This window comes from Corynebacterium massiliense DSM 45435, from assembly GCF_028609805.1.
GTDB classification, from domain to species: Bacteria; Actinomycetota; Actinomycetes; order Mycobacteriales; family Mycobacteriaceae; genus Corynebacterium; species Corynebacterium massiliense.
In genome coordinates, this window is sequence record NZ_CP063189.1 from 1091945 (window position 1) to 1105104 (window position 13160).

Consider the following 13160-nt stretch of genomic DNA (forward strand, 5'->3'; position numbering starts at 1 on the left):
GTGTGAAGGCAAAAGCGGCTCTGACGGCGATTGCAGCGGCAGCACTGTTGCTCGCCGGGTGCGGCGATCCACCGAATAAGGTCGCCCCGCCGGATACCACCCCGAACCTGTCCGTAAAACCCGACGGCCTGGGCATCCCGAAGAGCTCCCCGATATCCGGCCCGGAGCCCGGGGAGGTCAAGTCGGTGAATCTGCCGTCGGGCCGCGAGTTCCTCGTTCACCTGCCGGCGGATTACGACTCGTCGAAGGACTGGCCGTTGTTGTTCGCCTTCCACGGCTACGGGCAGGACAACGAGTCGATGCGCACGGGCACGTCGTTTGACGATGCCGAGGCCATCAGCGTGTACCCGCTGGGCAAGGAAAAGGCATGGGCGCCGGCGCCGTACGCCAAGACGACCGGCCGGGAAGACCTGAAGTTTGTCGACGACATGATCGACGCGTTGCGCGCGACCTACAGCGTCGACGACGACGCCATCTACGCTGCGGGTATGTCCAACGGCGGCGGCTTCACCGCCTACCTGGGATGCCAGCGTCCCGATGTCTTCGCCGGAATCGCCTCGGTGTCGGCGGCCTATTACGACGCGATTCACAAGGGCTGCTCCGACAAGCCGCTGTCCCGGCTGGATATCCACGGCACCGACGACCCGATTATCAGCTACTTCGGCGGCACCCGCCACGACACGCCGTACAACTCGGTGCCGGACGTCTTGTCCGAGGACGCGCGCCGTAACCAGTGCGACAACGCCGTCGATACCACCCGTATTTCCACCACCGCGTTCCGGCAGAGCTGGGTCGGCTGCGAGAAACCGCTGGTGCACATTCGCATCGGCGGCGGGTCCCACACCTGGCCGGGCGGCAGCACCGACAAGAAGTCCGAGGACGGCCGCCACTTCGCCACCGACAAGATTCTCGATTTCTTCCACATCCCGGGCCGCCCCGACGGCACCGAGGACAAGGAGAAGGAGATCGACGACACCCCGAAGCGGGAGCCGTCGCCGTAACCAGACGGCCCGACGCTGAGCGTGCCGAGCGAAATTAGCGCGGGGCGGTGCGGTAGTGGGTGAAGGGGGCGTGGGCATCGCCAAGCGCGGCGACGCGGGCGCGGCACACCTCGGCCAAGGTGGCAAACCCGGCGCGCGCGGCGGCTGAACCCGGGCGCGTCGGCTCCGGCAGCTGGACAAGGTGGAACGTCCGCGAACCGCCGTCGCGTCGATTGAGCCGCGCCACGGCCTCCGCGGTGGTGCCGGAACCGGCGAAGAAATCGAGAACCACCGCATCATCGCCGGCCGCAATCGAAATCAGGTGGCTTACAAGCCCCACTGGCTTTGGAAAATCGAACACCCCGGGAATCCCGAGGGCCGCCTCCGCATCCCGCCGACCCGTGCGCGTCACCCCGAACCGCGGCCCGGCGAGAATCGACCGCGGCCGCGCACCTTTCTTGCGGTAGTTTTTCGTATACACATGCCCGTTGCGGAACACCAGCTGGTCGTAGTCGTCCCGCACCTTCTTTGCGCTCCACCGCCAGCGCGCCACACGCTCGCCGCCGGGCTGCTCCGGTTCGTACACCGTCCCGTCCGGGCCCGTGATCGGATAGTCCAGGGAGGCGACGTATCCGAGCGTCTTCGAATCCAGGCGCACCAGGGAATACTCGCCCCGCGCGTCGCGATGGTTGTACCGCGTCGACGTCGCGCCGTCCCAATCGGTGCCAAACCCGGGATTGTCCGCGCTTTTCGCGTACGCCAACACGTACTCGTGCTCGACGATGGCGTAGTGCGCATCATTTTTCCCCGTGCCCGCCTTCTTCCAGATGAACTGGCCGGCGAAACACTCCTCGCCGAAGACCTCGTCGAGCACCTTGCGCAGGTTCGCCACCTCGTTTTCGCCGATGGAGACGAACATGAACCCCGTTTCTGCGAGCTTGTCGCGCCCGAGGATCAACCGCGGCAGCATCATGTTGAGCCACGGAATGTGCCATTGCGCGAAATCTGCGGCATGCGCCGGTCTGCGCCCGCGGAAGTTATCGCGGTATCCGAAATCGCGGCCGGTGTTGTACGGCGGATCGATGTAGATGACGTCGGCGGTGATATCCGCCAGCTTTAACACGTCGAGGTTGTCGCCGGTGTAGACGGCGTTGGGGGAGGCAGGGGCATCGGCAAGCAACTGCATCGGGGAGGGTTGCGAAGCCTGCTGCGCTGCGGCGTCCTTGCCGGGCCACGTTAAACCGAAAAAATCGTCCATGTTCGGCACCCAAGTATAGATGGCACGCGCCTGGCGATGCCGGTACCGTGGGAGCGCGTAAGCACACCTTCGACAAAAAGGAGTTATCTCATGGGTCTGATGGACAAGGCAAAGGACGCACTCAACACCGACCAGGGCCGCGACGCCGTTTCGAAGGGCCTGGACAAGGCCGAGGACGTGGCCAAGGACAAGCTCGGCGAGGACAAGGGTGAGCAGATCGACCAGGCTCGCCAGAAGATCGACGAGCAGCTCAACCAGGGCGGCGAGGGCGACGACAAGTAAGCCCGCGCGCTACCCAGCCCCGCTATTTCGGCGGGGCTATTTTTGTGTCGTGATAAGCCCGATTTCGCTGGTTTGCACGCACGTGCCGGGGCCGGTGCCGACGCGCAGCGTGTCGCCGCCGCCGGCGACCTGCACGTAGATTTGGTTGAGGCCGGCTTTCACGGGGAATTCTTGCGCCTTCCCGCTCAGGCGCAAGCTCGCGGTGCCGTCTTCGTCTGCCAAGTAGTTCAAGCGGACCACCCACTCGCGGTCCATAAGCGGGCCGTCGAGGCGGAGCGGCTTTTCGGTGTTGGCGTCGATGCGCGTGCCGCAGTCGCCGTCGCGGCCGGCGGTGGTGGTGCGCATGGGGTAGAGCTGGGCATCGGCAAGCGTGCCGTCGGGGGTGACCACGGTCGGCTGGTCGGACCAACGCTCGACGCCGGGAAGGAGGCGTTCGAGCTGGTTATCGGGGTGGGTGATGGGAGTGAGCACGGAGAAGTCAACGGCCTGATTGAGCACGGGGCCGTCGTGGCGGGCGAGGTCCGCGCGCAAGCGGGTGAAGTAGTCGCGCGCGGGCTGGGGGTGCCACTGGGCGGCGAAGGTGGCGGTGCTGACGGCTGCCGAGGCGACGAGGGCCGCGGCAGTAAGGCGCGGGGCGCGGCGTTGCCAGTTGCCGGTGGCTGCCGCCGCGGCGGCGAAGACGGCGGTTTCGGAAAAGTGGCGCAGCGTCAGGGCGATTTCCGGCGCCGTGTCGGGGCCGTTACGGACGATGGCGAGGGCGCTGAGCGCCACGAACGGGTAGATGAGGGTAGGCAGCCATGCGCGGAGATTCTTCCGTGACCACCAGGCGGCGGCAGCGATGACGGCAACGCCCGCGGCGACGGCGGCTGCGGGAGGGGTGGCCCACGGCGGGCTGGGGATCCAGCGGTCCCAGTGCCACGGGCCGCCGGCGGCGGTCGGGATGAGCCCCTTGACGATGCCCCGGTACACCACCTCCCAGGCCGACGCAGCCCCGTCCGGTGCCGGGCGCGGATCGCCGACCGCGATGGCGTAGACCGCGGCCCACGCGGCGAGGGGGATAAACGTGGCGGCGGTGGCGCGCAAAAGACGTTTTGTGGGTTTGAGGCACCACGCGAGAAGGAGTGCGAAGGGAGCGGAAAGCAGCATGCGTTCGCTGAAGGCGCAGCCGGCGACGGTGATGGCGGCGAGGGCGGCGAGTTTCGCTGCGGTGGGGCGCCGGGCGTAGCGGATGGCCGTCGCGGCGACGAAGGCCGTCGCGGCGTGTAGCGGGAGGCTGTTGACCGCGGCGGCGAGCCACGTGGTGACGGGGAGGGTGAGCGGGGCGGCGGCGTAGAGGGCGATGGGGAAAGCGCTCGTGCGGCGTGGCGCGATGGTCCAGCACAGCCATGCGACACCGGCGCACGCGGCGAGGTTGAGTACGGCGAGCACCGCGACGGCGGGCGGCCATGACAGCGGCGCTAGCTTCGCGAGTAGCCAGTACACTAACCATGCCGCCGGCATGAGGTGCCCGTCGTGGCTGCGGGTGAGGATGTCCGGCAAGGGATCGGACAGCGCCTGCGCGTGCAGGGTGAGGTCGTCCCAGTAAAACCAACCTGTTGCGGCTACGGCGGTCCGGATTGCCACCCCGACAATCACCACTGCGAATAGCGGTGCCGCGCTGTGTACTCTCGACGTCTTCTCCATCGAGGCGAGCTTACCGCGCCCGGGCGTACCTGCTTGACGATGCTCCCCACCGCCCACCCCTCACCGACCCACACCGCGTGAACTGAAATTGCGATCGCCAAGGAGGCCGGGGGAGCGGTGCTTTCCCGGCTGCGGGTTCGTCCGTCTTCAACCTTCTCAGCACGAGGGATTACTTCTCGGCCCAGCGATGCGAGGTTGAGATCCCCTGAGCTTTATCTGCCTTTCGTTGTCTCTGTATCCCTCCCTGCCGGATGCAGCTCGGCCGGGCGTGACCATCTAGGCGGCTTGGTAGGTGGTGGCCCAGGGTGGGATGCGGCGGACTTTGCCGTTGACGCGTTCTAGCCGCCCGCGGCGGGGTTTTGACGGGTCGTCGTCGTTGACGCCGTTGTGGTAGGGGCAGGCAACGGTCAGGTTCTTCGGGTTGGTGTTGCCACCGTTCTTCCACGCTTTTAGGTGGTGTATTTGGGCGGTGTCTGCCGGTTGGTGGCATCCGTCCCATGGGCAGGTGGGGTTTTCGGCCATCGCCATCAGGCGTTGCTTGTCGTTGGCGAACCGGCTTAGCCGGTACAGGTTGATCGGCCCTTCCACGGGGTGGACGAGGGTAACCAGCCCGATGTCGGCAAGCATGCGGGTAACCAGCTCGGTGCCGGTGATGGTTGCACCGTTGGTCATCTTGAGCAAGACGTCGTCGCCGTTGTCGTTTAGGATGTCGGTGAACTGGTCGAGGGTGATGATTACGTTGGTGCGCAAGCCTGCGACAACCTGGGTGGCTTCCGTGGTGGCGCCGCATTCGGTGCAGATAACGTGCTGGGTTGTCACCTCCGGGGCGGGGTAGTCGCCGGCCGTGTGCCCGTTGTCAGGATGTGCGGCTGCAGGGCTTGAGTTGGTGGAGTATTGCTGATTGTCACCCGAGCTATTGGCCCCGGCGGCGTGTGGCTCATTCGATGACGTGTGCGCGGCGGCGTTGTTGGTGGTGGTGCCGGTGGCGGTGGTGTGTTCGTGGTGGCGGATCAGCCCGATGAGGTCTTCTGGGGTGGTGATGTGTTGGGCCATTTCGGCGACTTGGTCGCTGGTGGCGTGTAGTTTCAGTGTCCAGGTATCACCTGATTTACGCCGGATGATGTCTAGGCCGGGTTGTGGTGGTTGGGGTGGGTCTTTCAAACCTCGGCAGTAGGCTCTGGCGGCTGTACATACGGCGCTGGTGGGGCCGGGGTGGTTGGTGGCGTGGTGGCGTAGTTTCCATTTGTCGCGGGAGTGTTTGAGTTGGTTGGTGAGCTTTTCTACCGCCAACAGGGTGACAAGGCTGTGCTGGTTTTCCGCAATGGCTGTAAGGGTCTCATCCCGTAGGCGGGTATAGGCAGTTTGGCCGAAGTAGGTATCTGCGAGTTTGGCTAAATCCCGGGCGGTGGTGTCCGGTATGCCGAGCTGTATCAGCTCGTCGCGGGTGTGGTCACGGCACGCATTGAGGAGGCTGAGACCATCGGCAAGCAACCCCGCGAACGCCTCGAGGAGAGGCGTATCGGGGGATTGGCTAGTGGAGCTGGCGGCGGGGTTCGTGAGAGTCATGAACCTGAACCTAAAGCGCACCGCCAGCCACGGCTAGCGGACGAGAGGAGGCCTGTGGATAAGCGGACCGGCGGGGGAAGAATTGGTTTAACGTTCAACAAAAATGGGCGGGGTTATCCACATCTTTGCTCGCGGGCCGAGTGCGGGGATGCGGCGGTAACGACGGGCCGGTACACTTCGCACCTCTTCTGAGAGTGTCCGATTCTTTGTGTGCGGGGGTTTGGTTTACAAGTAGTCCGCGAATCGGTCGGGGTAAGCCACGGCTAGTTGGTTGATGGCTTGTTTCCACCCGGTGGCTTTCGCTCCTTCAATATAGCCGTTGCATTCGATATCGCGCTTCGCTTTCTTGGCTCGCTGGGCGGCGCGCTTGTCTTCGATGTTGCAGATCATCAGCCACAGCGTTTTCAACGCCGCGGTATCGTTCGGGAACTGGCCGCGGTTACGGGTAGCTTTACGCAGTTCAGCATTCAGCGACTCGATCGAATTGGTGGTGTAGAGCACCCGGCGTGCCGCCGGCGGGAACTGTAGAAACGGCACGAACCGCTCCCAAGCGTCGCGCCAGACTTTGACCGATTGCGGGTATTTCCGGCCCAGTTCACTGGCTTCGAACGCATCCAAGGCGGCACGGGCGGTGTCCTCGTTTGCGGCCGTGTAGACCTCACGCAGCGCCCGGGAGACCCCTTTGCGGTCTTGGTAGGACACCCACCGGTTCGCAGCCCGAATCAGGTGCACGATACAGGTCTGCACCATGGAATTCGGCCAGGTGGCTTCCACGGCTTCCGGCAGGCCTTTGAGCCCGTCGCAGCAGACAATGAACACGTCCTGGACACCGCGGTTGGCCAGATCCGCGCAGACCGATGCCCAGAATGCGGCACCTTCATTTTCAGCGATCCACAATCCCAGGATGTGCTTGATGCCGTCCATGTCGACGCCAACCGCCATATAGCAGGACTTGTTGACCACGCGGTGGCCGTCACGGATTTTCACGCGTAGCGCGTCGAGGAAGATCACCGGGTAGAACTCGTCGAGCTGGCGGTTTTGCCAGATCATGACCTCGTCTAACACCGCATCGGTAATGGTGCTGATCGTATCCGGGCTCATATCCACCCCGAGCGTGGTCGCGAGGTGATGCTGGATATCGCGCACTGTCATCCCGCCGGCGTATAGCGAGACGATCATGTCGTCGAGTTCTGTGAGTCGGCGTGCGCCCTTGGGCACCATCCGGGGAGTAAAGGTGCCGGCACGGTCCCTGGGCACGGTCACTTCCACCGCGCCGTAGCCAGAATTGACGGTCTTGGTGTACGACCCATTGCGGTGATTGTTGCCCTGTGCGGATTCGACTTGGGCTTTGGTCTTGCGGTCAGAATGGCTATAGCCCAAATGCGCATCCATCTCCGCCTGCAGACCAGCGTTGATTGATGCCTGTAGCAGGCCTTTGACCAGCTCGCTTGCATCATCAGCGGAAGCCGACAGCTCGCTGATCAAGCTGGCGAGCTCAGGATTTTCCATCAGCTTCTCGCTGATCTCATTGACCTTTGCCGGGTCATGGTTTTTCTTCGGTGACACCGTAGTCATTATCGGTGAAACTCCTTCTAGATCAGAGCCTCACACACAAACTTCCTGACACCCTCCCTCTTCTCAAGAGACTAGAGGCGCGGCAGAGGGAACCGATTTGCGCGGACCAAAGAAGCTGCGCGAACGGAAAGCGCGCAGAGCGGAAAGCACGCAGAACGGAAAGCGCGCAGAACGAGGGGAACACAACGAAAACAGCTTGAGACCACGCATGAGATACGCGAAAGCGGGCCCCGAAACGAGACCCGCTGCTGGTCGGACTAACAGTGTCTGAAGTCATGACATAGTTTACAAATCTGTTCTGGGGAAACGTCACTGACAGTTGACAGGTGTGTCGGGACATCCTTTACATCCCCAGCCGGGGCGAAGACACGATGACAGTTGACAGGTGTGTCGCGTCATCGTTGACAGCATGAATAGTCCGAACCGCAATCTCGCGATCATCAAAGCTGTCCGCGAGCAACACCAACCAGTCGCCCGAGTCGCTACGCGTTTCAACGTGTCCCGCCAGTGGGTCTACGCCTTACTCCGCCGCTACGACACTGGCGGCCCACAAGCGGTAAAGCCGAAGTCGAAAGCACCGCACTCCAACCCACGCGCAGTATCCAAAAAGCTCAAGAAAACCATCATCAACATGCGCAAACAACTCGACCACTCCGGGCTGGATTCCGGGGCAGAAACCATCCAGTTCCACCTGGAACAACAAGGTATGTATGCCCCATCTACCTCGACGATCGTGCGCATCCTCCGCGACCACGGCCTCGTGCAGCCAGAACCAAAAAAGCGGCCGAGAACCTCATTTATCCGCTTCGAAGCATCCCGCCCCAATGAATGCTGGCAAGCAGACATCACACACGCATATCTCACCGGCGGAAGACGCGTCGAAATCCTCGACTTCATCGACGACCACTCCCGACTGCTGCTGTCCATTACAGCCAGCCGGTCCTTTTCTGGGCCTGCCGTCGCCGACGAACTATCACACCTCATCAGCGACTTCGGCCCACCACAATCCACCCTCACCGACAACGGGCTGGTGTTTACCGCCCGCAACGCCGGGGCAAAAGGCGGCCGTAACGCCTTCGAAAAACTCATCCGCAACCACCGGATCCAACAGAAAAACGGCAGGCCAGGACACCCACAAACCCAAGGAAAAATCGAACGATTCCACCAAACACTCAAACGGTGGCTATCGCGCCAACCCACCGTCAACACCATCGACGAACTACAACAACAACTCGACCGATTCGCCGCCTACTACAACACCAACCGCCCACACCGAGCCCTCGGCAGACGCACCCCATACGAGGTCTACAACGCATCCACGAAAGCCAGCCCCGACGACAACCCCACCGACGAATGGCGTACACGCAACGACAAAGTCGACAAAGCCGGCCGCTGCACCATCCGCTACGCAGGCAGGCTTTACCACCTAGGAATGGGCCGAAAATACACCGGCCACCACGTCCTGATGATCATCAAAGACCGCCACATCACCACATCACTCAAAGACACCGGCGCCATCATCACCGAGCACTACATCGACACCAGCCGCAACTACCAAGCCCCAATCTAGAAACACGGCGAACCCCCACTCAACTAACCCCCAGAAAACAAAAGGCGCCCACCGAGAACAAAAACTCGGCGGACGCCCATCTGTCAACGATGTCGCGACAGTTTTGTCAACTATGACGCGACACAGGACACTGGTCGGACTAACAGGATTTGAACCTGCGACCCCTACACCCCCAGTGTAGTGCGCTACCAAACTGCGCCATAGTCCGATTGCCGCCCACCGAGTGAGCGACTCACCTAGGTTACATCAGAGGGATTTGGATCTCCCAATCGGCAGGTCACCTCACCGGCGCGATTACATCCCGGAGACGTAGATCCACTCGCCGCCGCGGCGCGCGAAGGTGGAGCGCTCGCGCTGGGAACCGACCGCGTCGCCCTTGTAGAACGCCTCGAACTCCACCACCCCCTGATTGTCCAACGGGCCGCCCGCAACCACGTCCAAGACGTCCAGCCGGTAGAAGCGGATGTTCGGCGCGTCCGGCGCCGACAGGTTCAGCGACTCCGGGCGAGTGTCCGCGTCCCAGGTGCGCAGAAGATATTCCGAATCCCGCACCACGAACGCGCTAAACCGCGAGCGCATCAGCGCCTCGGCGGTGGGAGCCTTCGCCCCCGCGTGGTACTTGCCGCAGCACTCGCCGTAGGAAAATCCGGTGCCGCACGGGCAGCGCGTCGATGCGTCCATCGCTCGCTACGCCTCCTCGGTGACCACGGACGACCGCAACATGGTCTCCACCGACCCGCTCCCGGCCGCGGCGAGCAGCGCCTCCCGCTGCGCAGGTGACAGATCGCCTACCAGATCCACGGACCGGGCGAACTGGGTGGGGGAGGTGCGGCGGACGGTGACGTGGACATCGTCAAGCGGCATGCCCTTCGCGGCCTCCTTGATGGCCTGGGCGGTATCGGCGGCGATGGCCGACAGCAAAAGTCCCTGCGCCGTGAAGCCCTCGCCGCGACCGCCGTCGCCCTTGGCGCGGTCCGACGTGAGTGCGCGGTCGTTGTTGCGCACAACCACGCCCATCTTGGTGCCAAACGCGAGGTGCGTCTCGGCGGTATCCGGCCCGATTTCTTCCGGGGAGTATTCGGGCTCGATAAAGTTCTCCGCCCACGCGGCGATGAGATCGGCGGCGCGGGCGGCGGCTCCGTGGCGGGTGACCAGGTGGTCGGATTTATCCAGCGAGATTAGGGACTTCGGGTAGCGCGTGACGGTGAAAATAGTCTGCGCGTTGTCGATGCCCACCGTCTGGTCAATCGGCGAGTGCAACAGCAGCACCGGCTTGCGCAGCGTGCGCAGGTAGGTCTCCGGGTTCGTCTCCGCGAGGTCTTCCAGGAAGGAATACGAGATGGTCAGCTGCCGGCCGCCGAGGGTGACCTCCGCGAGTCCGTTTTCGTCGACCTCGGAAATCTTGTCCGCGTAGTGCAGTACCGAGTGCGCTGGGTCGAAGGGCGCACCGATGGTGGCCACGGCCTTCAGCGAGCGGATGTCGTTGGCCGCCGCGAGCGAGGCCGCGCCCCCGAGCGAGTGCCCCATGAGCAGCTGCGGGGCGGAGTAGTTGTCCTCGAGCCAGGCCGCCGCGGCCTTGATGTCGGCGACGTTTTGGCTAAAGCTGGTGTCCGCGAACTCGCCCTCAGACTGCCCCAGGCCGGGGAAGTCGAAGCGGAGCGTGGCGATGCCGTGCTGGGTCAAGCGTTTCGCCGTTCGGGCCGCGCCCGGCGTGTGCCGCGAGCCGGCAAAGCAGTGGGCGAAGATCGCATAAGCACGGGGCGGAGAGTCAGGGAAGTCGATGGTCCCCGCCAAAGTGAGTCCCGTTGAGGATGGCAGCTGCACGTTCACGGATCGCATGCGCACTAGAATAACGGAGCGACAACTCGAGCAAGCACACAAGGCCAACGAGCAAGGGAGAGTCGGAAGCGAATGGGCGCATTCGATTGGTTCTGGAACGCGCTGGGCGCCAAGCACGACCGTAATTTGAAGTCGGCGCGGAAGGTGGTCGACAAGGCCCAGCGGGTGGCCGGGGAGCTGGCCGCGCGTGACGATGCCGCCGTGGCAGCCGCCGGCCGTTCCGCCGCCGCGGGGGATCCGGCGACCCTGTTGGCTGCGCTCGCCGTGGCCAGCGAGCGCCGCCTGGGGCTTACACCTTTCGCCGTGCAGTTGCAGGCGGTGCTGCGCATGCTCGACGGCGACGTTATCCAGATGGCCACCGGCGAGGGCAAGACGCTGGTGGGCGCGATGTCGGCGACGGGGTTTGCGCTGTCCGGCAAGTCGGTGCACCTGGTGACTGTCAATGACTACCTCGCCGGCCGCGACGCCGAGTGGATGCGCCCGCTGGTGGAGTTTTTCGGCCTCACCGTGGCGTCGGTGACGGAGAAGATGCCGGCGGCCGCGCGCCGTGACGCGTACACCGCGGACGTGGTCTACGCGCCCATCAAAGAACTGGGCTTTGACGCTTTGCGCGACAACCAGATCACCGATCGCTCCCAGGCGGTGCAAAGCCGTGCGGACGTCGCGCTGGTGGATGAGGCCGATTCCGTTCTCGTCGACGAGGCACTGGTGCCGCTGGTCCTAGCCGGCACGCGCGAAAGCGACGCGCCGACCGGGCAGGTCACCGCCGTGGTCAGCCGGCTGCGCGAGCGCGAACACTACACCGTCAACCCAGACGGGCGCGCGGTGTCGCTGACGGACGCGGGCGCGCAGCGCGTCGAGCGCGAGCTGGGGATCGCCTCGCTGTACGACGCCGACCACGTCGGCAGCACCCTGGTGAAAGTTAACCTGGCGCTGCACGCGAAGGCGCTGTTGACCCGGGACATCGACTACCTAGTAACCGACGGGAAGCTGCAGCTTATCGATGCCTCCCGCGGCCGCGTCGCAGACCTGCAGCGCTGGCCGGACGGCCTGCAGGCCGCGGTGGAGGCGAAAGAGGGGCTCAAGGTCTCCGAGGGCGGGCGCATCCTGGACACGCTTACCATCCAGGAGTTCATGCAGCGCTACCCGACGGTGTGTGGCATGACCGGCACCGCGGTCGAGGCGGTCGACCAGCTGCGCCAGTTCTACGATCTCTACGTGTCGGTCATCGACCGCAACAAACCTGTGCAGCGCGTTGACGAGCCGGCGCGGATTTATGCCACTGCCCAGGAGAAAAACCGCGCGATCGTCGCGGAAATTGAGCGCCTGCACGCGGCCGGACAGCCGGTTTTGGTAGGCACGCACGACGTTGCGGAGTCCGAGGAGCTTGCCGAGGTGCTGCGCGCCGACGGCATTGAGGTCAACGTCCTCAACGCGAAAAACGATGCGGAAGAGGCGCCGATCGTCGCCGAGGCCGGGGATATCGGCCGGGTGACTGTCTCGACGCAGATGGCCGGCCGCGGCACGGATATCCGACTCGGCGGTCACACCGAGGCGGATCACGATGCCGTGGTAGATCGCGGCGGGCTCGCCGTCATCGGCACCTCGCTGCACCGCACCGCGCGCCTGGACAACCAGCTGCGTGGCCGTGCGGGCCGCCAGGGCAATCCGGGGTTGAGCGAGTTCTTCGTCTCGCTGGAAGACGACGTGGTCCAGCAGGGTGGCGCGGGCGAAAAGATCACGGCGCATCCGGATGCCGAGGGCCGGGTGGAGAGTAAAAAGGTGCGCGATTTTATCGCCCACTGCCAGCGCGTCACCGAGGCGGAATTGTTGGAAATCCATGCGCAGACCTGGAAGTACAACAGGTTGGTGGCGGAGCAGCGGGGGATCATCGACAAGCGCCGCGCCCGCCTGCTGGATACGGACCAGGCCTGGGAGGAACTCGCCGAGCGCGACCCAGACCGGGCGGCGGAGCTACGCGGCATCGACCAGGAAACGCGGGTGGCCGCCGCGCGCGAGATCATGCTCTACCACCTCGACATGGCGTGGGCGGAGCACCTGGAGATGCTGGACGATGTCCGCGAATCCATCCACCTGCGTGCGATCGCCCGGGAGACCCCGGTGGATGAGTACCACCGGATCGCGGTGCGTGAATTTAAAGAGCTCGCGCAGCGCGCGGTCGACGAGGCGGTGGAGACGTTCCGCGACGTCGTCATTAATGCCGACGGCGCGCACCTCGCCGACCAGGGGCTGGCCCGGCCCTCGGCGACGTGGACGTACATGGTCTCGGACAACCCGTTGGCGGGCAGCGGCAACACGGTTCTTTCCGGGATTGGCAATATCTTCCGCTAGCGATGGGGGAGACGGCCCTCGCGCGCGGGCCAATTGCCGCTATTATTGGGATAGT

10 protein-coding genes and 1 tRNA gene are annotated in these 13160 nt (G+C 64.2%); 4 read left to right on the forward strand and 7 right to left on the reverse strand.

Annotated elements, in window-relative coordinates; all coding sequences use genetic code 11:
* The first annotated feature begins 2 nt into the window (after positions 1-2).
* Positions 3-1001 (forward strand): CE1 family esterase, encoded by a 999-nt coding sequence (locus CMASS_RS05150; RefSeq protein WP_022863831.1) that lies wholly within the window; start codon positions 3-5, stop codon positions 999-1001.
* 34 nt (positions 1002-1035) lie between these two features.
* Here CMASS_RS05150 and CMASS_RS05155 read toward each other — a convergent pair whose 3' ends face one another.
* The gene (locus tag CMASS_RS05155; protein WP_051126892.1) at positions 1036-2238 is read right to left on the reverse strand and encodes a site-specific DNA-methyltransferase; all 1203 of its coding nucleotides are present in this window, start codon (positions 2236-2238) and stop codon (positions 1036-1038) included.
* Positions 2239-2328: 90 nt separating this feature from the next.
* Here CMASS_RS05155 and CMASS_RS05160 point away from each other — a divergent pair, with 90 nt between their 5' ends.
* Complete coding sequence (locus CMASS_RS05160; RefSeq protein WP_022863833.1) at positions 2329-2520, forward strand: antitoxin; 192 nt, start codon at positions 2329-2331, stop codon at positions 2518-2520.
* Between the two features lie 36 nt (positions 2521-2556).
* Here CMASS_RS05160 and CMASS_RS05165 read toward each other — a convergent pair whose 3' ends face one another.
* The 3 genes from CMASS_RS05165 to CMASS_RS05175 all read right to left on the reverse strand — a co-directional run bounded on the left by CMASS_RS05165 (position 2557) and on the right by CMASS_RS05175 (position 7344).
* A complete protein-coding gene (locus CMASS_RS05165) occupies positions 2557-4143 on the reverse strand; it encodes a hypothetical protein (protein ID WP_156831838.1) in 1587 nt (528 codons plus the stop codon).
* Between the two features lie 336 nt (positions 4144-4479).
* The gene (locus CMASS_RS05170; RefSeq protein ID WP_273665911.1) at positions 4480-5769 is read right to left on the reverse strand and encodes an HNH endonuclease signature motif containing protein; all 1290 of its coding nucleotides are present in this window, start codon (positions 5767-5769) and stop codon (positions 4480-4482) included.
* Between the two features lie 225 nt (positions 5770-5994).
* Complete coding sequence (locus tag CMASS_RS05175; RefSeq protein WP_273665896.1) at positions 5995-7344, reverse strand: IS256 family transposase; 1350 nt, start codon at positions 7342-7344, stop codon at positions 5995-5997.
* Positions 7345-7753: 409 nt separating this feature from the next.
* Between CMASS_RS05175 and CMASS_RS05180 the strand changes: the two genes are divergently transcribed.
* On the forward strand, positions 7754-8914 hold the full coding sequence (locus CMASS_RS05180) for an IS481 family transposase (protein ID WP_273665899.1): 1161 nt from the start codon (positions 7754-7756) through the stop codon (positions 8912-8914).
* A gap of 131 nt (positions 8915-9045) precedes the next feature.
* On the opposite strand, the gene CMASS_RS05185 is transcribed toward CMASS_RS05180, so the two are convergent.
* The 3 genes from CMASS_RS05185 to CMASS_RS05195 all read right to left on the reverse strand — a co-directional run bounded on the left by CMASS_RS05185 (position 9046) and on the right by CMASS_RS05195 (position 10753).
* Positions 9046-9122: transfer RNA gene (locus CMASS_RS05185), tRNA-Pro, on the reverse strand.
* A gap of 86 nt (positions 9123-9208) precedes the next feature.
* A complete protein-coding gene (locus CMASS_RS05190) occupies positions 9209-9595 on the reverse strand; it encodes a YchJ family protein (RefSeq protein WP_022861952.1) in 387 nt (128 codons plus the stop codon).
* Between the two features lie 6 nt (positions 9596-9601).
* Entirely contained in the window at positions 9602-10753 is a 1152-nt protein-coding gene (locus CMASS_RS05195; protein ID WP_027018436.1) for a bifunctional alpha/beta hydrolase/OsmC family protein, read from the reverse strand.
* A 72-nt stretch (positions 10754-10825) separates the two neighbouring features.
* Between CMASS_RS05195 and secA2 the strand changes: the two genes are divergently transcribed.
* Positions 10826-13105, forward strand: coding sequence for an accessory Sec system translocase SecA2 (secA2, locus tag CMASS_RS05200; protein WP_022861954.1), 2280 nt, complete (start codon positions 10826-10828; stop codon positions 13103-13105).
* The last annotated feature ends 55 nt before the right edge of the window (positions 13106-13160 follow it).